Source organism: Nonomuraea sp. NPDC050310 (genome assembly GCF_040655795.1).
Lineage (GTDB): Bacteria > Actinomycetota > Actinomycetes > Streptosporangiales > Streptosporangiaceae > Nonomuraea.
In genome coordinates this window covers 33,406-57,934 of record NZ_JBFAKP010000017.1, presented here as the reverse complement: position 1 = coordinate 57,934, position 24,529 = coordinate 33,406, and the positions used below count along the sequence as shown (strand labels likewise).

Genomic DNA, 24,529 nt, shown 5'->3' with positions numbered 1-24,529 from the left:
GGTCAGCGGCGGCGAGGGCCGCCGCTGTTGCCGCCACCGTTGCCGCGGGGGCGGCGGCGCTGCTGCTGGCGCTCGCTGGCCGCGGACGGGGCGATCTCGTCGTCGTCGGTCGCCAGGTCGGGCGACTGGAAGATGACCTGGAACGGGCTGGCCGGGACGATCCGCTCCGGCTCGCGGCGAACCGGGGCGGGCGGCGCGGCCAGGAAACTGGGCGCCTCCTCCCGCGGCTCGAACGCGGGCGCGGCACGCACCGGCTCGGGCGCCCGCTCGGCAACCGCCTCACGGACCGGCTCACGAACCGATTCGCGAGCCGTGTCACGGACAGCCTCACGGGCCGGCTCGCGAACAGCGGTCTCGCGGGCGGTGGGGTCCGAGGCGGATTCGCGGGACTGCTTCCGCTGCGGCGGCAGCTCGTCCGCGCCGATCAGAGCAGGAGTCTGCTCGATCTTGCGCCCGCGACGCTTGTCCATGGGCTCGACCTCCGGCTGGGACTGCTCGACGGACTCAACAGACTCAACCCCCACCGACTCGCCCCCGCGGGTACGGCGGCGCTGACGTGGGGTGCGGGCGGGACGTTCGCGATCACGGTCACGGTCCCGGTCGCGCTCCTTGACACGGGTGCGGGAGCGCCCGGTCTCGCCGAGGTCCTCAAGGGTCTCGGCGTCGAGCCCGGCCCGGTTGCGGGCCTCGCGCGGGAGCACGCCCTTGGTCCCCTCGGGAATGTTGAGGGAGGCGTAGACGTGCGGCGAGGTGGAGTAGGTCTCCACGGGGTCGGCGAAGTCGAGGCCGAGCATCTGGTTGATCATCTTCCAGCGGGTCAGCTCTTCCCACTCGACGAAGGTGACCGAGATGCCCGTCCGGCCCGCGCGGCCGGTGCGGCCGATGCGGTGGACGTAGGCCTTCTCGTCGTTGGGGCAGTCGTAGTTGACCACGTGGGTGACGTCGTCGATGTCGATGCCGCGCGCCGCCACGTCGGTGGCGACGAGCACGTCGATCTTGCCGTTGCGGAAGGCGCGCAGCGCCTGCTCGCGCTGGCCCTGGCCGAGGTCGCCGTGGACGGCGGCGGCGGCGAAGCCCCGCGTCTGGAGCTGCTCGGAGACCATGTCGCAGGCGCGCTTGGTCTCGCAGAACACCATGGTCAGGCCGCGCTCGCGGGCCTGGAGCATGCGCCCGAGCATTTCGATCTTGTCCATGCGGTGCACCCGCCAGACGAACTGCTCCACCTGCGGGGTGGCCTCGCCCTCGCCGGACTCGTGCTCGGCGCGGACGTGCGTGGGGCGGTTGAGGTAGCGGCGCGACAGGCCGACGATCTCGCCCGGCATGGTCGCCGAGAAGAGCATCGTCTGCCGTTCGGCCGGCACGAGCTTGAAGATGCGCTCGATGTCGGGCAGGAAGCCGAGGTCCATCATGCGGTCGGCCTCGTCGAGGACGAGCGCGGTGACCTGCGACAGGTCGAGGTGCTTCTGCTTGACCAGGTCGAGCAGCCGGCCGGGGGTGCCGACGACGACGTCGACGCCCGCCTTGAGCGCCTCGACCTGCGGCTCGTAGGCACGCCCGCCGTACACGGTCAGGACGCGGGAGCCGAGCTTGCCGGCCGCGGTGGTCAGGTCCTCGGAGACCTGGATGGCCAGCTCGCGGGTGGGCACGACGACCAGGCCGCGCGGCTTCTTGCGGGTCTTGCGCGGCTTGCCGATGCTCTGGAGCATCGCGATGCCGAACGCGAGGGTCTTGCCAGTGCCCGTACGGGCCTGGCCGATCAGGTCCTGCCCGCCTAGGGCGAGCGGGAGCGCCATTTCCTGGATGGGGAAGGGCGTCGTGATGCCCTCTGTCTCGAGAGCGTCGGCGATCTCAGGGATGACGCCGAGTGCACGGAAGGTAGTCAGGTTGGCCTGCCTCAGTCTCACCAGTGAAGACTGGGCCTCCGGGATCATGTGGTCCGCGCGGAGAAGCCAGTCCTCTCAATTCGTCAGCGACCGCCGGGAACCCAGATCGGGGGTTAGCGGGGGAGAACCCCCCGTTTAACACTGTGCGGTCGCACTTTCACACAGCAGTGTACTCGATAGCACAACGCTGGCCGAGATGCGTGTTGTTCCCGAAGTACTCTGCCTTCATGACGGATACCGGTGTTGTCGATCTGCTGGGCGCTCTGGCCTGTGCCGAGCTGACGGCGTTCCTGCGGATGGCGGAGGACGCCGCCACCCTCGCCCCCTCCCTCGACGATCGGGCGCGGCTCGCGGAACTGGCCGTGGCCGAGTACGGGCACTTCCGCCTTCTGAGCGAGCGGCTGGAGGCGCTCGGGGCCGACGCGGGGGCGGCGATGGAGCCGTTCGCGCCCGCCTTCGACGCCTGGCACGACCAGACCAAGCCGGCCGACTGGCTGCAGGCGCTGGTGAAGGCGTACGTCGGGCTCGGCATCGCGCTCGACTTCTACCGGGAGGCCGCCAGGCACGTCGATCCGTCGGTCGGTCCGCTGGTCGAGGAGGTACTGGCCGACCAGGGACGCTCGGAGTTCGTGGTCGACCGGGTCAGGGCGGCGCTGGAGGCCGACCCGGTGCAGGCCGGACGGCTGGCGCTGTGGGCCAGGCGGCTGGTGGGTGAGGCGCTCAGCCAGGCGCAGCAGGTCGTCGCGGCGCGGCCCGAGCTGGCGTTGCAACTCGCCGGGGCGGAGCAGAGCGACATCTCCCGGCTGTTCGCCCAGCTTCAGGAGGAGCACGGCAAGCGGATGGCGGCACTCGGGATCTAGGGGCTCGCGATCGAGAGGCGGGAGGGATGGCGGGACACCGGCGGCGCGGGAGGGTGTAGCGTGCCAGAGATGAGGGCCTCGCGCCGCTATGGCACTTCGCCGACCAGATGCGCGCCGAATCGCTGGACCACGCGGGCGGTGCTGAGACGGGGGAGCGCAGGCTGCCCGACGACGGGGCTGCGCCGCGGCCGCTGCCGTCCCGCCCGCCGGGCCTGCCCGTTCTGCGCCACCCCTTAGCTCCGGCCACCCGGTTCGCGACCACGCCCCGAATGGCCGCGGCCCCATGCTCGCGGCCGCACCACCCGTGGTCCGACTGCGCGGGCGGGGTACGGCAGGCGCGGTTCCTGACCGCCTGCCGTACCCCGGAAAAACCTAGAGCGTGCCGCCGAAGCCGACGGGGCGCGGCTCGTCCTCGCCGATCTCGATGTAGCCGAGCGAGGCGACCGGCACGATCACGCGCCGGCCCTTGACGTCGGTGAGGGCGAAGACGCCGCGATCCGTGGCCAGGGCCATCCTGAGCTCCTCCTCGACCTGGTCGGCCGAGAGGTCCACCTCCACGACGATCTCCCGGGGTACGGACAGCACGCCGATCTTGATTTCCATTGCGCTCCCTCATGAGACGGTTGCCCATCCCATCGTGACGCCCGCGCGGGCGAAACGGCGCCGGGGATCGCGGCCAGCGAACGGCTTACGCCGTACGCGGAAAACCGCTGATGCCCCGCCAGGCCAGCCGGGCCATGAGCTGCTCGGCGGCCTCCTTGGGGATGGAGCCGTGGGTGGTGACCCAGTAGCGGGCGCTGACCTCGGCCATGCCGACCAGGCCGACGCTCAGCAGGTGCGCCTCCTCGCTGGAGCAGCCGGTGTCCTCCTGGATGACCACGCTGATCATCTCGGCGCACTCGCGAAGGGACCGCTCCACGCGCTGCCGTACCGGCGCGAGGTTGCGCAGGTCGGACTCGAAGACCAGGCGGAAGGCCTCGCCCTGGCTGGAGACGAAGTCGAAGAAGGCGGCGAAGGTGGCCTGCACCCGCAGCTTGTTCTCCCGGGTGGAGGCCAGGGCCTCGCGCTGCCGGTTGACCATGTCGTCCACGTGCAGGTCGAGCAGGGCGAGGTAGAGCTCCAGCTTGCCCGGGAAGTGCTGGTAGAGGACCGGCTTGCTGACCCCTGCCCGGTCGGCGATCTCGTCCATGGCGGCGGCGTGGTAGCCGTTCTCGACGAAGACCTCCTGGGCCGCGCTCAGCAACTGCCTGCGACGGGCGAGCCGGGGCAGCCGGGTGCCCCGGGGCTTGGCGTCCGGGGTTGCGGTCATGAGCGACTTCTCCTAGGCCGAGGGGCAGTTTCGTTCGGACATCCTACGTGCCGGTAAAGACCTCATCGGTAGTCTTCGTCATCGTCGACCTCCACCACCCGGTCCTGCTCGGCGGCGTCGGCGGGATCGACGTCCATCGGGAGTTCCCGGCGGTAGGTGTCGTCCTCGTCGCGCAGCCGGCGGTGCTGTTCGGCCGCGTCGGCCTCGGGCGCCTCGATCGGCAGCTCGTCGTCCTCGACCGGACGATCGTCCCCGCGTACGTCCATCTCCGACATCGTGTGTCCCCTCTGGTCGTGGCCTCTCCACACTACGCCCGGCGGAACAGCTCCCCCTGGTCTGCCACCCGTTCCAGCACGTCGGCGGTGGTGAAGACGAGTTCTTCCGGGCTCTGGCAGGTCTCCACCTCGGCCCAGGTGAGCGGGGTGGAGACGGTGGGCTGCGCCCGCGCGCGCAGCGAGTAGGGGGCGACGGTGGTCTTGGCGGGATTGTTCTGGCTCCAGTCGATGAAGACCTTGCCGGTGCGGGCGCTGCGGGTCATGACGCTGATCACCAGGGCGCGGTGCTCCTTCTCCAGCCGCTGGGCCAGCGCCTTGGCGTAGGCGGAGGGCTCGGCGCGGCCGTCCCAGTCGGCGTAGAGCTGCATGCCCTTGTTGCCGCTGGTCTTGGGGCTGGCGGTCAGCCCGTCCTCGGCCAGGGCCTCGCGCAGCAGGAGCGCCACCTCGCAGCACTCCACGATGGTGGCGGGGGCGCCCGGGTCGAGGTCGAAGACGAGGGTGTCCGGTTCCTCCGCCTTGCCCTCCTCGTTGACCCGCCACTGCGGCACGTGCAGCTCCAGCGCGGCCAGGTTGGCGTAGTAGACCAGCGTGGGCAGGTCCTCCACCAGGGCGAAGTCGATGCTCTCGCGGTCCTTGGTGCTGCCAGGCACCGGCAGGTTCACCCGGCGCACCCAGTCGGGGGTGTGCTTGGGGGCGTTCTTCTCGAAGAAGAACTGGCCCTCGACGCCGTTGGGGTAGCGCTTGACGGTGAGCGGCCGGCCGGCCAGGTGGGGCAGGAGCACCGGGGCGATGCGGCTGTAGTAGTCGATGACCTCGGCCTTGGTGAAGCCCGACTCGGGGTACAGGACCTTGTCCAGGTTGGTCAGGACGAGCTGCCTGCCGTCCACCTTCACCGGTGTCTTGCTCATGGGAGGCTCACCTCGGCCGGGAACTTGTCGGGACGCAGGCCGCGCCAGACCGGATGGCGCAGTTTCTGGTCGTCGGTCCACATCGTGTAGGCAACCTCCCCGACCAGATCGGGTCTAACCCACCGGTTCCGCCAGGGCACGGCGTTGGCGAACGGGCTGCGCGGGATCTCCAGCGGGGCCAGCAGCTCGTGCAGTCGTTCCAGGTCGGCGTCGGTGAATCCGGTGCCCACGTGGCCCACGTAGACCAGCCCGCGCTCGGCGAAGGCGCCCATGACCAGCGAGCCGATGCCGCCCGCGCGCCGGCCCTTGCCGGGTTTCCAGCCGCCGATCACCACCTCGCGCGCGGTGAGGTTCTTGACCTTGATCCACCAGGCCGCCCTGATACCCGGCCGGTACGGCGAGTCGAGCCGCTTGGCCACCACGCCCTCCAGTCCCTGCGCGCTCGTGGCGGCCAGCAGGTCGGAGGTGCCCAGGAAGTACGGCGGTGCCCCCACGTCCAGCTCGTCGAGCAGCGCCCGCCGGGCGGCGTACGGCAGGTCGAACAGCGGGGTGCCGGCCACGCCCAGCAGGTCGAAGGGGAGATAGGTGACCGGGTAGAGCCGCATCATCGCCGGATCCGGGTCGGTCAGGTGCATGCGGTGCTGCAGCCGCTCGAAGCTGGGCCGCCCCTTGGCGTCGAGGGCGACGATCTCCCCGTCGAGGAGCACGTTGTCCAGGCCGAAGTCGGAGATCTCGGGGTAGCGGCGGCTGTAGTCGGCGCCGTGCCGCCCGGTCATCCGCATGACCCCGTCCTCCAGGTGCAGGAGGGCGCGGATGCCGTCCCACTTGACCTCCAGCCCGTACTGCTCGCGGTCGGCGGGAAGCTCCCCTGGCATGGCCAGCATGGGTTCGACGGGGAACGGCATTGGATCGCCCATGTCCGGGTATGTGCCCAAAGATGAGCCCTGATAGTGGATGAGGTGGGCCATGCGCAGCATTTGGAAGGGCGCTATCTCGTTCGGCCTGGTCACCATCCCGGTGAAGCTGTACTCGGCGACCGAGCAGAAAGACGTCTCCTTCCACCAGGTGCACCGTGAGGACGGCGGGCGGATCCGCTACAAGCGCGTGTGCACCAAGGACGGGGAGGAGGTCGCCTACGCGGACATCGCCAAGGGGTACGAGCTGGCGACCGGCGAGATGGTCGTGCTGACCGACGAGGACTTCGAGGGCCTGCCCCTCAGCACCTCGCGGCGAATCGACGTGCTGCAGTTCAGCCCGGCCGACCAGATCGATCCGATCTACTTCGCCAAGTCGTACTACCTCGAACCGGACGCCCAGGGGGCGAAGCCGTACGTGCTGCTGCGCAACGCGCTGGAGTCGTCGGGGCAGGTGGCGGTGGTGAAGGTCGCGCTCAGGCAGCGGGAGTCGCTGGCCACCTTGCGGGTGCGTGACGGGGTGTTCGTCCTGGAGACGATGCTCTGGCCGGACGAGATCCGGGCGCCCGAGTTCGAGTTCCTGGACGAGGACATCGAGGTGCGGCCGCAGGAGCTGAAGATGGCCGAGTCGCTGATCACCACGATGGAGGCCGACTTCGACCCCCGGGAGTACCACGACACCTACCGCGAGGCGCTCCAGGAGGTCATCGAGGCGAAGGTCGCCGGCCGGGAGGTCGTCGCCGCGCCCGAGACCGAGGAGGCCGGACCGGCGGTGGACCTGATGGCCGCGCTGCGGGCCTCGGTCGAGGCGGCCAAGAAGGAGCGGGGCACCTCCACTCCCCGGACGAAGAAGACGGAGAAGACCGAGAAGGCCGAGAAGGAAGAAAAGGCGGCCCCGAAGAAGCGGGCGCGCAAGTCGGCCTGATCCACAAGTTTGCGGCACTGTTCCGCCGGGCAAATAGAAAAGCCCGGCGGAACAATTTCGCGGCGAAAGGGAAACGCAGCGAAGGCCGGGCGGGATGAACCCGCCCGGCCAGTCTTGCTATGGGAATCGCTCCCGGGATTTCACCAGCGAAATCCCCGGTGTGAGTTGGTCCGCGTGGGCTTTAGTACACCCAGTGGCGGTTCTTCACGCAGCCGCGCTCGCGCTTGATGTGGAACGGGCTGTGCTTGTACTTGGTGACGGTGACCTTGTTCTTGCGGTGACCCAGGTAGACCCGGCCGTTCTTCTGGATCCACACGCACCGGGGCCCCGCGGTGAACGAGGATGCGGTCGTGGTGGCCGTCGCGGCGCTGGCGGCGGTCGTGCTCAGAGCCAGGGTACCGCCAGCCATGGCGACAGAAAGGGCGGTCGCCGCGACTGCTCGCTTGATGTTGAACATGATGTGCTTCCCCTTGACGGTCTCTTGCATTTCAGACGCTAAGTCGGATTTCTCCGTCTTAGGTCTGGGATGACTCGCTCGTCTAGAGTCTTCCTGGTTGTGAGGATCTCCGAGCATTCATGATCATAAACGGCGGATAAGAGGCTTTTGCCTATCACTGGCCACGTCGAAGGGCGTCATTGGCTGCCCATTTAATTGCACGCCATGAAATATGGTGAAATGTCCAAATAAAAGCACCCGCGACCCCCTCGGATCGCGGGTGTGAAGCGCGTACAACCTCAGTAACGCGCGGGGTTCAGCGGCTTACCACCACCACTTGCGCTTGATGTTGCAGCCCCAGTAGCGCTTGACGTAGAAGTGCCCGTTCTTCCAGACGACGGTGGTCTTGCGGTGTTTCCAACCCTTGTGCACCTTGCCTGTGCGGCTGATCCAGATGCACTTGCCCTTGTGGGTCTGATGCTGGACCACCGGAGCCTGGGTGGCGACTTCCGTGGACGCGTTGGCGCCGGTGGCGCCGAAGCCGGCCAGGCTCCCCGCCAGGGCGGTGGCCATCGCGGCGCCGGCGAGGGTGGTTCTGAGCTTCGACATGGCGTCTCCCCCTTGACTGCTGTCGGCTCATCTACTCCAGCGACAATAACCGGACATATCATCACAAACACCTACATTTATGCATAACTTATGCAAATTGGGCTGAGATATCCTGCGGACGTGGAGCAGCCGATTCCTCTGTGGCCGGGCCGCGAGGCCGGTCCCGTCTATGTCCGCTCAACCCCCGAAGGCCCCGCGGAGCAGGCGGTCTTCGTCCACGGCCTGGCCGGGTCGGCCACCAACTGGACCGACCTGATGGGGGAGCTGGCCGACCTCGTCACCGGGCACGCCATCGACCTGCCGGGCAACGGCTACTCACCGGCGCCGCCCGACGGCGACTACTCCATCACCGCCCACGCCCGCGCGGTGATCGGCCTGATGGAGCAGACCGGGCCCGCCCACCTGTTCGGCAACTCGCTGGGCGGCGCGGTCTCGGTGCGGGCCGCCGCGCTCCGCCCGGACCTCGTGCGCTCGCTGACCCTGGTCAGCCCGGCGCTGCCCGACTGGTACCCCCGCTACGGCCCGGTCCGGGTCTTCGCCGCCGCCGCGCCCCGCCTGGGCGAGCTCGGCGCCGCCCTGCTGGGCCGGCTGCCGGCCGAACGCCGGATCGCCGCCTCGCTCGCGATGGTCTACGCCGATCCCGCCGTCGTGCACCCCGAGCGGGTGCGTGCCGCCGTGGAGGAGCTGCGCCGCCGGGACGGCCTGCCGTACTCGGCGGCGGCCATGATCGGCTCGACCCGGGGGATCGTGCGGGAGTACCTCAAGAACACCCTCTGGCGCGAGGCCGCCACCATCACCGCCCCCACCTTGCTCCTGTACGGCAGGCACGACCGCCTGGTGCGCGCGGCGATGGCCCGCAAGGCCGCCCGGTCGTTCCCGAACGCCCGCCTGGTGCTGCTGCCGCACTGCGGGCACTGCGCGCAGATGGAGGCCCCCAAGGTGGTGGCCGCGGAGGCCCGGCGTCTGATCCTTGAGACGCGGTTGGGGAATGCCCCACTGGCCAGCTAGGTTTCTCCAGGAAAGACCCCTGTCCATGGGAGCGTAGAACCGTGTCCTTGCCTCCGCTGGTCGAGCCGGCCGCCGAGCTGACCGTCGACGAAGTCCGCCGTTACTCGCGCCATCTGATCATCCCCGACGTGGGCATGGCGGGGCAGAAGCGGCTCAAGAACGCCAAGGTGCTGTGCGTGGGCGCCGGCGGTCTGGGCTCGCCCGCGCTGATGTACCTGGCCGCGGCGGGTGTCGGCACGCTCGGCATCATCGACTTCGACGTCGTCGACGAGTCCAACCTGCAGCGTCAGATCATCCACGGCCAGTCCGACGTGGGCCGGCTCAAGGCCGAGAGCGCGGCGGCGACGGTGCGGGAGATCAACCCGCTGGTCGACGTCATCGTGCACAACGTGGCCCTGTCCACCGAGAACGTGATGGACATCTTCTCCGGCTACGACCTGATCGTGGACGGCACCGACAACTTCGCCACCCGGTACATGGTGAACGACGCGGCGGTGCTGCTCGGCAAGCCGTACGTGTGGGGGTCGATCTACCGGTTCGACGGCCAGGCCAGCGTCTTCTGGGCCGAGCACGGCCCCTGCTACCGCTGCCTCTACCCCGAGCCCCCGCCCCCCGGCATGGTGCCCTCCTGCGCCGAGGGCGGCGTGCTCGGCGTGCTGTGCGCCTCCATCGGCTCGATCCAGGTCAACGAGGCCATCAAGCTGCTCACCGGCATCGGCGACCCGCTGGTCGGCCGCCTGATGATCTACGACGCCCTGGAGATGAAGTACCGCGACGTCAAGGTCCGCAAGGACCCCGAGTGCGTGCTGTGCGGCAAGAACCCGACCGTCACGCAGCTCCTCGACGACTACGAGGCCTTCTGCGGCACGATCTCCGACGAGGCCGCCCAGGCCGCCTCCGGCTCGACGATCACCGCCGCCGAGCTCAAGGCCATGCAGGACGCCGGCGAGGACATCTTCCTCATCGACGTGCGCGAGCCGAACGAGTACGAGATCGTCTCGATCCCCGGCGCCACGCTGATCCCCAAGGGCGAGTTCCTCAACGGCTCGGCCCTGGAGAAGCTGCCGCAGGACAAGCGGATCGTCCTGCACTGCAAGTCGGGCGCGCGCAGCGCCGAGGCGCTGGCCGTCGTCAAGAGCGCCGGCTTCGCCGACGCGGTGCACGTGGGCGGCGGGGTGCTGAGCTGGGTCAAGACCGTCGACCCGAGCCTGCCGACGTACTGACCGGCTGAGGGACTGACTGGGGCGAACGGGTCATGGCACGCGTTCGCCCCTATTAGTGTCAGGGCCGTGAACCCTCGCCCGTGGCCGCTGATCGTGCTGGCCTGCCTGCTCGCGCTGGCGAGCCTGGCCGGGGGCGGGTTCGCGGCCACCGCGGTCGGCGCGGAGCTCACCCGTGGCCCGACCGAGGGCGAGCTGGTCACCGCCGCCCGCGCCGAGGTCGCCGAACGCTGGCGCAGCCTGCCGGCCGGGCAGGTCTTCCCCGAGAGCATCGAGTACACCGCCGAGCAGGGCGGGCGCGAGCGGGCCCGGCGGATCGGCATCTCGCCGGACACCTCGTGCCAGGCGGCCGCGGACGAGCAGGCCGAGAAGATCCTCACCGCCGCCCAGTGCCGGGCCGTGCTGCGCGCCACCTACCTCGACGCGCTCGGCGGCGTCCTGGTCACCGTCGGCGTCGTGGTGCTGCCCGACGACCTGCACGCCGCCCGCGTCCGATCCGCCTTCCCGCAGGACGGCCGGCCCGCGCCCGGCGTGCGCGCGCTCGCCTTCAAGGGCACGGTCTCCGACCGCTTCACCGACGCGGTACGGCAGGCGTCCTCGGCCCGCTATGCCGGGCCGTACGTGGTGCTGACCACGGCGGGCCAGGTGGACGGCCGGCCCGCGAAGGCGGTCGGCGGCCAGCGGCCGGGCGTCTTCGCCTTCGCCCGCGAGCTGAGCGACCGCATTCTGGGCGTGCTGACCGAGCCCAAACGGCCGGTCTGCGGCACGAAGGAGTGGCGATGCTGAGGGCCCGGCGGCTGCTGCTCGCCCTGGGCGTGCTGGCCCTCCCCGTCTGGTCGGCGGCCCCCGCCTCCGCCGACGACGTGCGCGGCAGCCAGCAGGTGGTGATCGACACCCTGGCGCTGCCGAGGGCCTGGCAGATCACCAAGGGCGCGGGCGTGCTGGTGGCCGTGCTCGACTCCGGCGTCGACCCCCGCCACCGCGACCTGGCCGGTTCGGTGACCGTAGGCAAGGACTTCACCGTGGGCGCCAACCCGCCCGGCGTGGCGCCCAGCCGCCTGCACGGCACCTACATGGCCTCGCTGATCGCCGGGCACGGCCACGGGCCGGGCGGCGGCGACGGGGTGATCGGCGTCGCGCCCGAGGCCCGGTTGCTGTCGGTCCGGGTGATCCTGGAGGACGAGGAGCCGGGCTTCACCACCTTCAACTCCGAGGAGCGCTTCGAGAACGTGGTGGCCAAGGGCATCCGCTACGCGGTCGACCAGGGCGCCGACGTGATCAACATGTCCATCTCCAAGGAGCTGGCGACCAAGGAGGAGCGCGCCGCGGTGCGGTACGCGCTGGCCAAGGGCGTCGTGCTGGTGGCGGCGGCGGGCAACGACGGCGAGGGCAAGAAGGTCGCCCCCTACTCCTACCCGGCGGCCTTCCCCGGCGTCGTGTCGGTGGCCGCGACCGACCGGGGACTGCGCCGGGCCTCCTTCTCCAACGCCAACCCGTCGGTGCTGATCGCCGCGCCGGGCGTGGACATCCTGGGCGCCGGGCCCGGCGACCAGTACTGGGTCGGGCAGGGCACCTCGCAGGCCACCGCGCTGGTCTCGGGCGTCGCGGCGCTCATCAAGGCCGAACATCCGAAGATGTCGCCCGCGCTGGTCGCCCAGGCGCTCACCGCCGGGGCCACCGGCGACGGCTACACCACCAAGACCGGCTTCGGCGTCGTCAACGCCGCCCGCTCCCTCGCCGAGGCGGGCAAGCTGTCCAGGCACACCACGACCGCCAAGGCCGCCGCCCACGACGCCGCCCGCCCGCTGGGACCCGGCGTCGCGGACCCGGTCCAGGTGATCCACCGCGACGAGCGGCACATCCTGGTGCACGGCGCGTTCGGCGTGGGCGCCCTGATCGGCGTGGCCGGCTGCGCGGGCGCCGCCATCTGGCTGGTCAGGCGCTCCGGCCGGCCGGCCCCTGTACTCACCGGGCTCATCGCGCATGATCCGCCTCCTTAGGGGGACGAACTAGGCATAACCTCCGCGGAGCGTGCGAGTGAGCGATCAGCCGATCAAGCCCGGTAGAAGGCCGATGACCCCGGTGCCCCGCACCCGGCGCAACGGCCCCTTCGGCGCGGCCACCGCCCGGCGCACCCGCGTCCGCACCTGGCCCGCCGCCGGCCGGGGGCACGCCGAGGCCGCCCGCCGCCAGGCCGAGACCGCCGCGCTCCAGCAGGGCATCCGCTACCGCGGCATCTTCCTGGCGCTGCTGGCCGCCGTCGTCGCCACCTCCGCCGTGCTGGTCCTGCTCGGCACCGTCGGCCTGGTCGCCGAGACCCGCTCGCGGCCCCTGACCCCGGCCGAGCAGATGCGCTACCAGCAGGAGGAGATCGCCCGCCGCTGGCAGGCCTGGCCGGCCACCGGCGTCTTCCCCGAAGAGGTCAAGTACCTCGGCCTCCAGCGCCTGCCGCAGTACGCCCGCCGGGTCGGCATCGCGCCCGAGGTGAGCTGCGGCCGGGCCGTGGACGCCGCGGTCGCCGACGTGCTCGACCGGCACGGCTGCCTCACCACGCTGCGCGCCACCTACATCGACGAGACCGCCACCTTCGTCTTCACCGTCGGCGTCGCCGTCCTGGAGAGCGAGGAGTCCCGCGTCTCGGCCGCCGAGGAGCTGTCCGGGGACGACCGCGTGGGCGTGCTGCCGGTCGCCTTCCCCGGCACCGTGACCGAGCGCTTCGGCGTGGACCAGCGCCAGCGCAACGCCTGGGTGGGGGCCGGGCCGTACCTCGTCTTCGCCACGGGCGGCTACGTGGACGGCCGCACCCGCGCGGCGGTGCCGCCGGAGGAGATTCTGCACAGCGAGCTGTGGACCACCGCCCGCTCCATCGGCAACCAGATCGCCTACTTCCTGGCCGACCCGCCCAGAGTCCCGCCGTGCACCCAGGGGAACGTGTGCTGACCGCCACCGCCGCCGCCCTCACCGCCACCTTCCTGCTGTACGGCGCAGCAGCCCCGCCCCCGGTGCGCGAGCAGCAGGAATGGGTGCTCGACACGCTCAACCTGGAACGGGCCTGGACGATCACCAAGGGCCGCGGCGTCACCGTCGCGGTGATCGACAGCGGCGTCGACCCGGCGCTCAAGGAACTGCGCGGCCGCGTCGAGCTGGCCGGCGACATGACCACCGCCGACGCCGTGCCGGGCGAGCCGGGCCAGCACGGCACCGCGATGGCCGCGCTCATCGCCGGCTCGGGCGAGGGCAAGGGCATGATCGGCGCGGCTCCCGAGTCCCGCATCCTGTCGCTGCCGATCGCCCTGGAGGAGGAGGCCGGCGGCGGCCTGATCGCCCCGGACGCCGACCAGCTCACCTCGCGGATGAGCCCCGTCGCGCGCGCCATCCGCTACGCCGCCGACCACGGGGCCAAGGTCGTCAGCATGTCCATCGGCACCTACGGCACCGACCGCTCGGAACGCGAGGCGGTCTCCTACGCGCTGCGCCGCGGCGTGGTGCTCGTCGCGGCGGTCGGCAACGACGGCACGAGCGCCTACGCCAAGCAGAACCGCACCTCGTACTGGACCTTCCCGGCCGGTTACTCCGGCGTGATCGGCGTCTCCGCGGTGGACCGGATGGGCCGCGGCGCGCCGTTCAGCAGCGACAACCTCTCGGTCACCGTCGCCGCGCCCGGCATGGGCGTCCCGGTCGCCAAGCGCTCGGGCGGCTACACCACCGCCGACGGCACCAGCCCCTCGGCCGCGCTGGTCGCCGGGGTGGCCGCGCTGATCAAGTCGCGCCATCCCGAGATGCGGCCGGAGATCGTCGCCCAGGCGCTCGTCGCCAGCACCAAGGGCCGGCCGCTCACCGGCTACGACGACAAGATCGGCTTCGGCGTCGTGGACGCCGCCGCGGCCCTGGCCGCCGCGGATCGCCTGGCCGGGCAGCAGCGCTCGGCCACCGTCCCGGCCGGCGCGCACTTCGGCGAGGGCGAGAACTCCCCGGCGCCCTCCCGGCCCGGCCCCGACCCGCTGCGGATGTGGATCTTCGGTCTCGGCGCCGTGCTCGGCCTGGCCGCCTTCGGCTGGGCGGTGGCCACCCTCAGCCAGCGCCGGTAGATCCGGGTCGCGGAATGTCGGGGCCGCCTCCTACCCTGGGCGCGTGGATCAGTTCGCGGAGCGCGTGCTCGACGTGGTCGAGCACATCCCGCCCGGGCGGGTGATGGCCTACGGCGACATCGCCGAATACCTGGGCGAAGGCGGCCCGCGTCAGGTCGGCAGGGTCATGTCGACCTGGGGCGGAGGCGTGCCGTGGTGGCGCGTCGTGCACGCCGACGGCACCCCCGTGCCCGGGCACGAGGTGGAGTGCCGGCAGCGGTGGCGCGAGGAGGGTACCCCGACCCGGGGTGTGACGCCGGGTGTGAAGGTTGATATGCGGCGTGCCCGGTGGGACGGATCGCTGGATTCAGCGGAATTTCAGGAAAATCACTGAGCAGCCGTTATCCACAGGACCCGGACGGCAGAGGCCGGGCGCCCACTACCATAGCCAGAACAACCGGATGGGTTTGCGAAAGGCGGTCCCCCCGATGGCCACCGGCGCTTCAGCCCCGAGCCAGGGCGGCGAGCGCCTGAGGGCTGTCCAAGAGCTCTGCGATCGGGGCGAGCCACTGCCCGCGATCATGCGAGCCGTGGGCGAGGGCGGCCTCGACTCCACCTTCGACGCCGAGGTCCTGAGCGGCCCGCTGGGCGCCCGGATGGATCTGGCGATCAAGCGCGGCGCGGCCCGCCGGCGCGAGCTGGTCGACCAGCTCCGCCCCTACCTCGCCAAGGTCTCCCCGGCGGTCAAGCACGACCTGCCGGTCGCGCGCCGCCTGCTGGTGCACCTGATCGAGAAGCGTCCCGACGAGGAGCTCGTCGACGGCGACGCGCTGGTCAAGGTGGTCACCGCCGCGGCCGAGCCGTCCAAGCGCATCCGCAAGGGCCTGCGCTGGTATGCCGACCTGCCCTATCGCGAGGAGCTGCCGGCCGACCTGTTCCGGCTGCGCAAGTCCGACCTCGTGCCGGTCACCCAGATCGACGACATCCACTGGAAGGGCGGCAAGCTCCACGTCCACGGGCACGCCTACCTGGCGGGCCTGTCGGTGCGGAGCCGCCGGTTCAACCGGGCCACCGTCGTGCTGCGCGGCCCGCGCTGGCTGCCGCCGGTGCGCCTGCGCACCCGCCGCATCTACGCGCCCGAGGCCACCCACGCCGCCCGCGAGGCCGGCTGCAACTACGACTGGTCGGGCTTCACCGCCGAGCTCACCCCCTGGGCGCTGCGCTGGCGCGCCTCGGCGCGGGCGGTGGTCAGCGGCGTGCGCAGGATGCTCCGCCGCCGCCTGGCGGTGCCCGAGACCACCACGTGGCGGGCCGAGATCGTCTTCTGGAGCCGCGGCGCCCGCGCCACCGGCCTGCTGCGCGGCGCCGCCGTCGGCCGCACCGAGCGCCCCGCCGGGCTGCGCGTGCGCGACGGCTGGTGGATCCGCCCGGTCTGGACCTCCGACCGGGCCCTCCAGGTCGTCCTGCAGCCCAACCGGGCCGAGCTGACCGGCGCCGACCTCGACGGCGAGCGCCTGGAGCTCAAGATCATGCTGCCCGGCCGCAGCGTCACCAAGGGCCACGCCCGCCTCGGCGGGCACCGCATCGCCGCCGACTTCACCCCGGTCACCGGCGGCACCCTGGTGACCGTCGCGCTCGCCGTCACCTCGCTGGTCAACGAGAAGGACGGCCGCCGCCTGTGGGTCGAGCCCAAGGGCGACCCGGCGGCCTCCGTGATGCTCTCCGAGGCCGGCGAGACGCGCGCGGTCGTGGGGGATCGCGAGATCACCGTCCTGGGCGACCGGCGCGACCGCGTCGTGGTCTCCGCGCACCGCATCCGGCCGGTGATCACCGGTGTGGCCTGGGAGGACGGCTCGACGCTGATCCTGCGCGGCCACTACCCCGACGCCTCCGGCGCCGACCGGCTCTCGCTGCGGCACCGCTCCGGCCTGATGTACACCGTCCCGTTGGAGCGTGACGGCGAGGAGTTCACCGTCCGGCTGGCGCCGGGCGCGATGGAGCGTTTCGGCGAGTCCGTCCCGCTCTCCTCCGGCACCTGGAACCTCTCGGTCCGGCACCCGTCGGGCGAGATCGTCCCGGCCCGCGTCGACCACGCCGCGCTGCCCACCCTCGACGAGGCGCCCCGCGCCGTCGACAACCGCTCCTACCGGCTCGTGTCCACCCGGTTCGACGTGCCCGTGCTCATGGTGGAGGAGGTCCGGCCCGCCGACGAGAAGGGCGTCGCCGGCACCCACCAGCTCCGCCGCGTCTTCTACCCGGCCCAGCGCGGCGAGCCGCTCACCGACGCCACCGTCTACGTCGTCAACGACGGCCGCCTCTACGCCGACAGCGTCCGCGCCATCTTCGAGGAGCGGCTGCGCCGGGGCGACGACCGGGAGCACGTCTGGATCGTCAAGGACGGCGCGTTCTCGCTGACCGGCATGCTCGGCGACGCGGTCCCCGGCCAGGCCCTGGCCGACGCCGGCGTCCGCCTGGTGCGGGCGGGCAGCCGCGAGCACCACGCGGCTCTGGCCCGCTCCCGTTACGTCGTCACCAACGCCTTCCTGCCCACCTGGTTCCGGGCCCGTGACGAGCAGACGATCGTCCAGACCTGGCACGGCACCCCGGTCAAGCACATCGGCAACGACCAGCCGCACATGACCCGCGAGCCCCGGCCCCCGGTGTGGTACCGCCAGGCCGCCGAGGTCCGCGGCTGGGACGTGCTGCTGTCCCAGTCGCCGTGGGCCACCCCGGTGCTGCGCAAGGCCTTCGGCTACCAGGGCGAGGTGCTGGAGAGCGGCCTGCCGCGCAACGACGTCCTCAGCGCGCCCTCGCCCGAGCGGGAGGCCCGCGCCGCCGAGATCCGCGCCCGCCTGGGCCTCGCCCCCGGGCGCAAGGTCGTGCTCTACGCGCCCACCTGGCGCGACTACGACCGGAAGAACGGCTCGGTCAAGCTCGTCCCCGACGGCTCCTACGACCTGCTCGTCCGGGCGCACCCCATGCAGGCCGTGCCCAACGTCCCGCAGGGGGCCGTCGACGTCACCACCTACCCGGACATCACCGACCTGTTCCTGGTGGCCGACGTGCTGGTGACCGACTACTCCTCGTCGATGTTCGACTTCGTGGCCACCGGCAAGCCGGTGCTGCTGTTCGCCTACGACCTCGACAAGTACGCGGCCAAGCGCGGCCTCTACCTCGACCTTCGCGAGCAGGCCCCCGGCCCGCTGTTCACCACCGCGGCCGAGGTCGCCGAGGCGCTGCGCGACCTGCCCTCGGTGGCCGCGTCCTACGCCGACCGGTACGAATCCTTCCGTGCCACCTTCGCGCCCCGCGACGACGGCAAGGCGACCGCCCGCGTCGTCGACCACCTGTTCACCTGACCGTCTGATCCCTGGTGCGCCCGGGGCCCGCCGCCCCTGCTGACCCGGCCGGAGGCCCCGCACCCATCGCCTGGGATGGGTGGGTTTGGGCGGCGTGTCGAGGGGTGGAAAACGCGGGATCCCCGATACGGTGGCCGAATCGCTTGCCGAGAACGGTCAATGCGGCACGATCTACCCCCGTGGTCTGGTGGAATTGAGTGCTGTGAGTGGTCAGACCTGGCGGTTGGTGCGACGTGGGGGCAGGGGTCCTGTTGCGGCTCCTGTGCTCGACGAGCATCAGCGTGCCGTGGTGGACCACCGGAGCGGCCCCCTGCTGGTCCTCGCAGGTCCGGGCACCGGCAAGACGACCACGATCGTCGAGGCGGTGGTCGACCGGGTCGAGCGGCGCGGGATGGACCCCGAGCGCGTGCTCATCCTCACCTTCAGCCGCAAGGCGGCCGGAGAGCTCCGGGAGCGCATCACCGGCCGGATGCGGCGAACCACCAGGACCCCGCTGGCGCTGACCTTCCACAGCTACGCCTACGCGCTGATCCGGCGCGAGGCGGTGCTGTCCGGCGCCCCGATGCCGCGGCTGCTGAGCGGGCCCGAGCAACTGCTGGAGGTCCGCAGGCTGCTCCACGGCGAGCTGGAGGACGGCGCGCGCGGCTGGCCGGAGTCCCTGCGCGAGGCGCTGAAGACCCGCGGCTTCGCCGAGGAGCTGCGCGACTTCCTGTCGCGGGCGGCCGAACGCGGGCTGGACGGCGAGCAACTCGTCGCGCTGGGCCGCCAGTACGGCCGGGGCGACTGGGTGGCCGCCGGCCGCTTCTCCCTGCGGTACGAGTCGCGCTTCGACCTCGACCCGGAGCCGGCCCTCGACTACGCCGAGCTGATCCGCGAGGCGGGCGGGCTGCTGTCGGATCCGGAGATCAGGCGGCGCGAGCAGGCCGCCTACGACGTGGTGTTCGTGGACGAGTACCAGGACACCGACCCGGCCCAGGAGTACCTGCTGCAGCAACTGGCCGGGAACGGCCGCACGCTGATCTGCGTGGGCGACCCCGACCAGTCGATCTACGGCTTCCGCGGCGCGGACGTGCAGGGCATCCTGCGCTTCCCGGAGCGCTTCCGCGACCGGGAGGGCCGCGAGGCGCCGGTCGTGGCGCTGCGCGTGTGCCGCAGGAGCGGCCCGGCCCTGCTGGAGGCCTCCCGCCGGGTCGCCGCCCGCCTCCCGGTCCCGCCCACCCCCACCGAGCCGGACCTCGCCGAGCCCGACCCCGCTGCGCACGACACCGGCCCGGTGCGGCCCCCGGCGTGGGCGGCGCCGTCCCGCACGCGAGGCCACCGCGAGCTGGCCCCGCTGCCCGAGGCGGAGCCGGGCGAGGTGAAGGTGCTCCTGGCCGACAGCACGAACCAGGAGGCCGCCGTGGTGGCCGACACGCTGCGCCGGGCCCACCTGATCGAGGGCGTCCCGTGGCATCGCATGGCCGTGCTGGTGCGCTCGGCGACCCGCCAGGTCCCGCTGTTGCGCCGCGCGCTGGTGGCGGCCGGGGTGCCCACCCTGGTGGCCGGCGACGAGGTGCCGCTGGCCCAGGAGCCAGGGGTCCGCCCGCTGCTCACCCTGCTGCGCATCGCCCTCAACCCCGCCATGCTCGACGAGAGCGTGGCCGAGGAACTGCTGACCGGCCCGTTCGGCGGCACCGACATGATCGGTGTCCGCCGCCTGCGCCGCGCGCTCAAGATCGCCGAGAACGAGGCCCTGGCCGCCGAGGAGGCCGAGCCCAGCACGCTGCCCACCGAGCCCCGCACCTCGGGCGAGCTGCTGGTGGCCGCGCTGCGCGACGCCCGCGAGCTGACCCCGGTCGAGCCGCACGTCGCCCTCCCCGCCGAACGCGTCGCCAAGCTCCTGGCCGTCGCCAAACAGTCCGTACGGCACGGCGGAACGGCCGAGGACGCCCTGTGGGAGGTCTGGAGCGCCAGCGGCCTGGCCGAGCGCTGGACCGAGCAGAGCATCGCCGGCGGCTCCCGCGGCGCCCAGGCCGACCGCGACCTCGACGCGGTCGTGGCGCTGTTCGACTACGCCGCCAGGTTCGTGGACCGCATGCCCAAGGCCGGCCCCGAGGTCTTCATCGACGACCTGGCCAGCCAGGAGATCCCCGGCGACACCCTGGCAGAACGCGCCCCCGACGGCGACGCCGTACGGGTGCTGACCGCGCACCGGTCCAAGGGCCTGGAGTGGGACGTGGTGGTGGTCGCGGGCGTGCAGGAGGGCGTCTGGCCGGACCTGCGGCTGCGCGGCTCCATGCTGGGCGCCGAGACGCTGGTGGAGCTGGCCGAGGGCAGCGCGATGGACTCGGCGCAGGTCGCCTCGGCCCAGCTCGCGTCCAAGCTCCTGGCCGAGGAGCGCAGGCTGTTCTACGTGGCCGCGACCCGGGCCCGCAAGCGCCTGGTGGTCACCGCGGTGGGCGGCGAGGACACCGAGGAGCGGCCGTCGCGCTTCCTGACCGAGCTGATGCCGGGCGCGGTCGAGGCGGCCGGCGTGGACGACCGGGCGCGCTGGCTGACCATGTCCGCGCTGGTGGCCGACCTGCGCAGCGCGGTGGTGGACCCCACGAAGCCGGCGAAGGTCCGGCAGGAGGCGGCCAGGCAGCTCGCCCGGCTCGCCGCCGCGGGCGTCCAGGGCGCCCACCCCAACGACTGGTACGCCCTCACCACGATGACCGACGACCGGCCGCTCGGCTGGCCCGACAACATCGTGCGCATCTCCCCGTCCGCGGTCGAGAACTTCACCAAGTGCGGCCTGCGCTGGCTGCTGGAGACCGCGGTCGGCGCCGCCGGCACCAGCACCGCCCAGGGCCTGGGCAACGTGATCCACGCCCTGGCCGTGCTCGCCGCCACCGACCTGCCCAGCGAGGACCTGCTCGGCGCCCGCCTGGACGAGATCTGGAACGAGCTCGACTTCGGCGGCGTCTGGTTCAACCGCAAGCAGCGCCAGGTCGCCGAGCAGATGATCAACAAGTTCGTGCAGTGGCACAAGAACAACGAGCGCGACCTGGTCGCCCTGGAGGAGTCGTTCACCGCGATCGTCTCCGAGGGCGTCGAGATCCGCGGCCGGGTGGACCGGGTGGAGCGCGACTCCGAGGGCCGGGCCGTGATCATCGACCTCAAGACCGGCGCGAGCAAGCCCAAGGCCGACGAGCTCGACCGCCACCCCCAACTCGGGGTCTATCAGCTCGCCGTACTCCTGGAGGCCTTCGCCAAGCACGGCCTGACCAAGCCCGGCGGCGCGGCGCTGGTGCAGGTGGGCAAGGCGGCCGGCAAGAACGCCGTGGAGCAGCGCCAGCAGGCCCTCGCCGACGACGGCAACCCCGAGTGGGCCAGGGAACTGGTCGACACGGTGGCGCTCGGCATGTCCGGCCCCTTCTTCCAGGCCAAGGTCAACGACGGCTGCCGCACCTGCGCCGCCAAGAACTCCTGCCCGGTCAACGACAACGGGGGCCAGGTGTGCTGAACCCGGTCGAACTCGCCGAGAAGCTCGGCATCCTTCCCCCGACCCCCGAACAGGCCAAGGTCATCGACGCCCCGCTGGAGCCCATGGTCGTCATGGCCGGCGCGGGCTCCGGCAAGAGCGAGACGATGGCCGGGCGCGTGGTCTGGCTGGTCGCCAACGGCCTGGTGCGTCCCGAGCGGGTGCTGGGCCTCACCTTCACCCGCAAGGCCGCCGCCGAGCTCGCCCACCGGGTGCGGGAGCGGCTCAACGGGCTGGCCGAGGCCGGGCTGGTCGCCCCGGAGGTGCTCGACAACGAGCCGACCGTCTCGACCTACCACGCCTACGCCGCCCGCCTGGTGACCGACCACGCGCTGCGCGAGGCGCTCGAACCCACGCTGCGGCTGGTCACCCCGGCGATCTCCTGGCAGCTCGCCTCCCGCGTGGTCGCCATGTACGACGGGCCGATGGACAAGGTCGAGCTCGGCCCCTCCAGCGTGACCGCCGCCGTGCTGGAGCTGGCCGGGGAGCTGTCGGAGCACCTGCGCGGCGCCGCCGACGTGCGGGAGGTGGGGGAGTGGCTCCAGACCCAGTACGGCAAGCTCCCCGGCCGGATCGTCCAGGCGCAGGCCAAGCCGCTTGCCGTACAGGCGGCCAGGGAGCAGTTGCTCCCCCTGGTGGAGGCCTACCAGCGGGTCAAGCGCAAGCGGGAGGTCATCGACTACGGCGACCAGATGTCGCTGGCCGCGCGGATCGCCGCCAACCACCGCGAGGTGGGCGAGATCGAGCGCGACCGCTACTCGGTGGTCCTGCTGGACGAGTACCAGGACACCAGCCACGCCCAGCTCGTGCTGCTGCGCAGCCTGTTCGGCGGCGGCCACCCGGTCACCGCGGTCGGCGACCCGTGCCAGTCCATCTACGGCTGGCGTGGCGCCTCGGCGGGCAACCTGCGGCGCTTCCCGAGCGACTTCCCGGCAGCCGGCGGCGAGCCCGCGCCGGTGCGCCAGCTCAGCGTCAGCTTCCGCAACGGCGACCGCGTGCTCGATGTGGCCGCGCGGGTGCAGCTCCCGCTCCGCATGGAGGCGCGCGAGGTGCCCGTGCTGGTGCCCGGTCCCAATCGGGTCGAGCGCGGCCGGGTGACCTGCGCCTTCCACGAGACGGCCGAGGACGAGGCGAGGTGGATCGCCGACGGTATCGACAAGCTGCTGCGGATGGAGGTCGCCCCCGATGGCCTGCCGTGGGGCGACGGCGAGCGCAGGAAGCAGAAGACGCCGCAGCTCCAGCCGTCCGACGTGGCGATCCTGGCCCGCAAGCGCTCGCAGTTCCCGGCGCTGCGCCGGGCGCTGGAGGAGCGCGGCATCCCGGTCGAGGTGGTCGGCCTGGGCGGCCTGCTGACCGTGCCCGAGGTCAACGACATCGTGGCGACGTTGCGCGTGCTCTACGACCCCACCGCGGGCGACGCGCTGGTGCGGCTGCTGGCCGGGCCGCGCTGGCGGATCGGGCCGGCCGACCTCAAGCAGCTCGGCGAGTGCGCCCGCGAGCTCAACCGCGAGCTGCGCGAGGGCGGCAAACGGGAGAGCGACCCGCTCAACCAGGTGGTCGCCGACCTGGCCGAGGAACGCGGCAGCCTGGTCGACGCGCTGGACGAGCTGCCCGACCGCGAGGCGTGGCTGGAGCTGTTCTCGCCGCTGGCCGCGACCCGGCTGGTGGCCTACGCCCAGGAGCTGCGCACGTTGCGCGCGCATGCCGGCCAGCCGCTGCCCGACCTGATCACCGAGGTCGAACGCCGGATGGGCCTCGACATCGAGGTGGGCGCGCGGGGCGGCGCGTTCGCCGCGCGGGCCGACCTCGACGCCTTCCAGGACGCCGCCTCCCGCTTCGCCGGTGACTCCGAGGACCCGACGCTCGGCGCCTTCCTGGCCTACCTGCAGGCGGCCGAGAGCGAGGAGTTCGGGCTGGAGGGCGGCCGGGTCGGCGAGAGCAACAGCGTGAAGCTGATGACCGTGCACGCCTCCAAGGGCCTGGAGTGGCCGGTCGTGGTCGTGCCGGGGCTGTCGCAACTGCTCAGCTCCAAGGGCGCGGTGACCACCGGCAGCATCTTCCCGGCCACGCCCGTCACCAACTCCCGCTGGACCGACAACCCGCGCAAGCTGCCCTACCCGCTGCGCGGCGACGCCGGGGACCTGCCGCGCCTGGCCGGGCTGGGCAAGGAGGACCTGGCCGACTTCGAGGAGCAGTGCCGCGAGCGCGACCTGACCGAGGAGCGCCGCCTGGCCTACGTGGCGGTCACCCGCGCCCACTACCACCTGATCGCCTCCGGTTACCGCTGGGGGAGCGCGACCAAGCCGCTGGAGCCCTCGCAGTTCCTGCTGGAGGTGCGTGACACCGCCGACCGGGTGGCCTTCTGGGCGCCCGAGCTGGAGGACGGGGCGAGCAACCCGCTGCTGGCCGAGCCGGCCGAGGCCACGTGGCCGGTGACGCCCGAGGGCCTGCGGTACGAATCGGTGCTCGACGGGGCCCGCCTGGTCGAGGACGCGCTGGCCGGGATCATGGAGGCGGCCGAGGACACCGGCCTGCGCCCCTTCGAGGAGGAGCGGGTCAAGGCCTGGCAGCGCGACACCGACCTGCTGCTGCGCGAGCGCGCCGCCTACCGCGAGCGGGCCGGGCTGGCCGTGGAGCTGCCCTCCAAGCTGACCGTCTCCTCGCTGGTCACGCTGGCCGGCGACCCGGGCGAGCTGGCCCGCCGCATCCGCCGGCCGGTCCCGCGCAAGCCGGCCCCGCTGGCCCGCCGCGGCACGTCCTTCCACCGCTGGCTGGAGTCGCGCTGGGACCAGCAGCGCCTCATCGACGACCTCGACCTGCTGGAGACGGAGCTGGAGGAGGCCGATGTCCGGCTGGCCGAGCTGCAGCTCCGCTTCGAGGAGTCGGAGTGGGCCGGGCGGCGCCCGCTCGACCTGGAGGTGCCGTTCGAGACGATGATCGCCGACCGGCTGGTGCGCGGCCGGATGGACGCCGTCTTCCAGGCGCCCGACGGCAGCTACGAGGTGGTCGACTGGAAGACCGGGCGCAAGCCGGCCGGCAAGGCCGCGCGGGCCGCCTCGGTGCAGCTGGCCGCCTACCGGCTGGCCTGGTCGCACCTGGCGGGCGTGCCCGTCGAGCGGGTCCGCGCGGCCTTCCACTACGTCCGGCTCAACCAGACCGTCCGTCCCGTGGACCTGCTGGACGAGGCCGGCCTGGTGGCGCTGATCGAGGCGGTGCCGACCGCGCCCGCCTCGGGCGTCAAGGCTCCCTGACCA

20 protein-coding genes are annotated in these 24,529 nt (G+C 72.1%); 12 read left to right on the top strand and 8 right to left on the bottom strand.

Going from position 1 to position 24,529, the window contains the following annotated elements:
* Positions 1 to 2: 2 nt before the first annotated feature.
* A complete protein-coding gene (locus tag AB0I67_RS30920; protein ID WP_357930832.1) occupies positions 3 to 1,898 on the bottom strand; it encodes a DEAD/DEAH box helicase in 1,896 nt (631 codons plus the stop codon).
* A 212-nt stretch (positions 1,899 to 2,110) separates the two neighbouring features.
* Between AB0I67_RS30920 and AB0I67_RS30915 the strand changes: the two genes are divergently transcribed.
* Positions 2,111 to 2,743: a ferritin-like fold-containing protein gene (locus AB0I67_RS30915; protein ID WP_357930541.1), complete on the top strand. Its 633-nt coding sequence runs from the start codon at positions 2,111 to 2,113 to the stop codon at positions 2,741 to 2,743.
* Between the two features lie 372 nt (positions 2,744 to 3,115).
* Here the strand turns inward: AB0I67_RS30915 and AB0I67_RS30910 are convergent, their stop codons facing one another.
* The 5 genes from AB0I67_RS30910 to ligD (AB0I67_RS30890) form a co-directional block, all read right to left on the bottom strand.
* A complete protein-coding gene (locus AB0I67_RS30910) occupies positions 3,116 to 3,346 on the bottom strand; it encodes a DUF3107 domain-containing protein (protein WP_357930538.1) in 231 nt (76 codons plus the stop codon).
* 85 nt (positions 3,347 to 3,431) lie between these two features.
* Positions 3,432 to 4,052, bottom strand: a complete 621-nt coding sequence (locus AB0I67_RS30905; RefSeq protein WP_357930535.1) for a helix-turn-helix domain-containing protein — start codon at positions 4,050 to 4,052, stop codon at positions 3,432 to 3,434.
* A 62-nt stretch (positions 4,053 to 4,114) separates the two neighbouring features.
* Positions 4,115 to 4,318, bottom strand: a complete 204-nt coding sequence (locus AB0I67_RS30900; protein WP_357930532.1) for a hypothetical protein — start codon at positions 4,316 to 4,318, stop codon at positions 4,115 to 4,117.
* 41 nt (positions 4,319 to 4,359) lie between these two features.
* Positions 4,360 to 5,235 carry a non-homologous end-joining DNA ligase gene (ligD, locus tag AB0I67_RS30895; protein WP_357930529.1) on the bottom strand — a complete coding sequence of 292 codons (876 nt, stop codon included), beginning with the start codon at positions 5,233 to 5,235 and terminating at the stop codon, positions 4,360 to 4,362.
* Entirely contained in the window at positions 5,232 to 6,140 is a 909-nt protein-coding gene (gene ligD, locus AB0I67_RS30890) for a non-homologous end-joining DNA ligase (RefSeq protein ID WP_357930527.1), read from the bottom strand. Before ligD (AB0I67_RS30890) ends, ligD (AB0I67_RS30895) begins: the two co-directional genes overlap by 4 nt.
* 61 nt (positions 6,141 to 6,201) lie before the next feature.
* Here ligD (AB0I67_RS30890) and AB0I67_RS30885 point away from each other — a divergent pair, with 61 nt between their 5' ends.
* Entirely contained in the window at positions 6,202 to 7,074 is an 873-nt protein-coding gene (locus AB0I67_RS30885; RefSeq protein ID WP_357930525.1) for a Ku protein, read from the top strand.
* Between the two features lie 181 nt (positions 7,075 to 7,255).
* On the opposite strand, the gene AB0I67_RS30880 is transcribed toward AB0I67_RS30885, so the two are convergent.
* Complete coding sequence (locus AB0I67_RS30880; RefSeq protein ID WP_357930523.1) at positions 7,256 to 7,483, bottom strand: hypothetical protein; 228 nt, start codon at positions 7,481 to 7,483, stop codon at positions 7,256 to 7,258.
* A 351-nt stretch (positions 7,484 to 7,834) separates the two neighbouring features.
* Positions 7,835 to 8,119 carry a hypothetical protein gene (locus AB0I67_RS30875; RefSeq protein WP_357930520.1) on the bottom strand — a complete coding sequence of 95 codons (285 nt, stop codon included), beginning with the start codon at positions 8,117 to 8,119 and terminating at the stop codon, positions 7,835 to 7,837.
* 120 nt (positions 8,120 to 8,239) lie between these two features.
* Between AB0I67_RS30875 and AB0I67_RS30870 the strand changes: the two genes are divergently transcribed.
* The 10 genes from AB0I67_RS30870 (at position 8,240) to AB0I67_RS30825 (ending at position 24,526) form a co-directional block, all read left to right on the top strand.
* A complete protein-coding gene (locus AB0I67_RS30870) occupies positions 8,240 to 9,127 on the top strand; it encodes an alpha/beta hydrolase (RefSeq protein WP_357930517.1) in 888 nt (295 codons plus the stop codon).
* 41 nt (positions 9,128 to 9,168) lie between these two features.
* A complete protein-coding gene (gene moeZ, locus AB0I67_RS30865; protein ID WP_357930516.1) occupies positions 9,169 to 10,350 on the top strand; it encodes an adenylyltransferase/sulfurtransferase MoeZ in 1,182 nt (393 codons plus the stop codon).
* Between the two features lie 66 nt (positions 10,351 to 10,416).
* Positions 10,417 to 11,133 carry a hypothetical protein gene (locus AB0I67_RS30860; RefSeq protein ID WP_357930514.1) on the top strand — a complete coding sequence of 239 codons (717 nt, stop codon included), beginning with the start codon at positions 10,417 to 10,419 and terminating at the stop codon, positions 11,131 to 11,133.
* Complete coding sequence (locus AB0I67_RS30855; protein WP_357930511.1) at positions 11,127 to 12,347, top strand: S8 family serine peptidase; 1,221 nt, start codon at positions 11,127 to 11,129, stop codon at positions 12,345 to 12,347. Before AB0I67_RS30860 ends, AB0I67_RS30855 begins: the two co-directional genes overlap by 7 nt.
* Before the next feature lie 73 nt (positions 12,348 to 12,420).
* Complete coding sequence (locus tag AB0I67_RS30850) at positions 12,421 to 13,287, top strand: hypothetical protein (RefSeq protein WP_357930510.1); 867 nt, start codon at positions 12,421 to 12,423, stop codon at positions 13,285 to 13,287.
* Positions 13,281 to 14,435, top strand: coding sequence for a S8 family serine peptidase (locus AB0I67_RS30845; protein WP_357930507.1), 1,155 nt, complete (start codon positions 13,281 to 13,283; stop codon positions 14,433 to 14,435). The genes AB0I67_RS30850 and AB0I67_RS30845 overlap by 7 nt, the downstream gene beginning before the upstream one ends.
* Before the next feature lie 43 nt (positions 14,436 to 14,478).
* The gene (locus AB0I67_RS30840; RefSeq protein WP_357930505.1) at positions 14,479 to 14,808 is read left to right on the top strand and encodes an MGMT family protein; all 330 of its coding nucleotides are present in this window, start codon (positions 14,479 to 14,481) and stop codon (positions 14,806 to 14,808) included.
* A gap of 187 nt (positions 14,809 to 14,995) precedes the next feature.
* Positions 14,996 to 17,773 (top strand): CDP-glycerol glycerophosphotransferase family protein, encoded by a 2,778-nt coding sequence (locus tag AB0I67_RS30835; RefSeq protein ID WP_357930502.1) that lies wholly within the window; start codon positions 14,996 to 14,998, stop codon positions 17,771 to 17,773.
* 262 nt (positions 17,774 to 18,035) lie between these two features.
* The gene (locus AB0I67_RS30830; RefSeq protein ID WP_357930499.1) at positions 18,036 to 21,257 is read left to right on the top strand and encodes an ATP-dependent DNA helicase; all 3,222 of its coding nucleotides are present in this window, start codon (positions 18,036 to 18,038) and stop codon (positions 21,255 to 21,257) included.
* Complete coding sequence (locus tag AB0I67_RS30825; RefSeq protein ID WP_357930497.1) at positions 21,251 to 24,526, top strand: ATP-dependent DNA helicase; 3,276 nt, start codon at positions 21,251 to 21,253, stop codon at positions 24,524 to 24,526. The genes AB0I67_RS30830 and AB0I67_RS30825 overlap by 7 nt, the downstream gene beginning before the upstream one ends.
* Positions 24,527 to 24,529 lie beyond the last annotated feature (3 nt).

Excerpts from the sequence above, each read along its gene's own strand:
- AB0I67_RS30885 (WP_357930525.1), top strand. The coding sequence starts at position 6,202 with ATGCGCAGCATTTGGAAGGGCGCTATCTCGTTCGGCCTGGTCACCATC.
- AB0I67_RS30855 (WP_357930511.1), top strand. The coding sequence starts at position 11,127 with ATGCTGAGGGCCCGGCGGCTGCTGCTCGCCCTGGGCGTGCTGGCCCTC.
- AB0I67_RS30875 (WP_357930520.1), bottom strand. The coding sequence starts at position 8,119 with ATGTCGAAGCTCAGAACCACCCTCGCCGGCGCCGCGATGGCCACCGCC.
- AB0I67_RS30910 (WP_357930538.1), bottom strand. The coding sequence starts at position 3,346 with ATGGAAATCAAGATCGGCGTGCTGTCCGTACCCCGGGAGATCGTCGTG.
- AB0I67_RS30880 (WP_357930523.1), bottom strand. The coding sequence starts at position 7,483 with ATGGCTGGCGGTACCCTGGCTCTGAGCACGACCGCCGCCAGCGCCGCG.
- AB0I67_RS30905 (WP_357930535.1), bottom strand. The coding sequence starts at position 4,052 with ATGACCGCAACCCCGGACGCCAAGCCCCGGGGCACCCGGCTGCCCCGG.
- ligD (WP_357930529.1), bottom strand. The coding sequence starts at position 5,235 with ATGAGCAAGACACCGGTGAAGGTGGACGGCAGGCAGCTCGTCCTGACC.
- AB0I67_RS30835 (WP_357930502.1), top strand. The coding sequence starts at position 14,996 with ATGCGAGCCGTGGGCGAGGGCGGCCTCGACTCCACCTTCGACGCCGAG.
- AB0I67_RS30900 (WP_357930532.1), bottom strand. The coding sequence starts at position 4,318 with ATGGACGTACGCGGGGACGATCGTCCGGTCGAGGACGACGAGCTGCCG.
- AB0I67_RS30915 (WP_357930541.1), top strand. The coding sequence starts at position 2,111 with ATGACGGATACCGGTGTTGTCGATCTGCTGGGCGCTCTGGCCTGTGCC.
- ligD (WP_357930527.1), bottom strand. The coding sequence starts at position 6,140 with ATGCCGTTCCCCGTCGAACCCATGCTGGCCATGCCAGGGGAGCTTCCC.
- AB0I67_RS30850 (WP_357930510.1), top strand. The coding sequence starts at position 12,421 with ATGACCCCGGTGCCCCGCACCCGGCGCAACGGCCCCTTCGGCGCGGCC.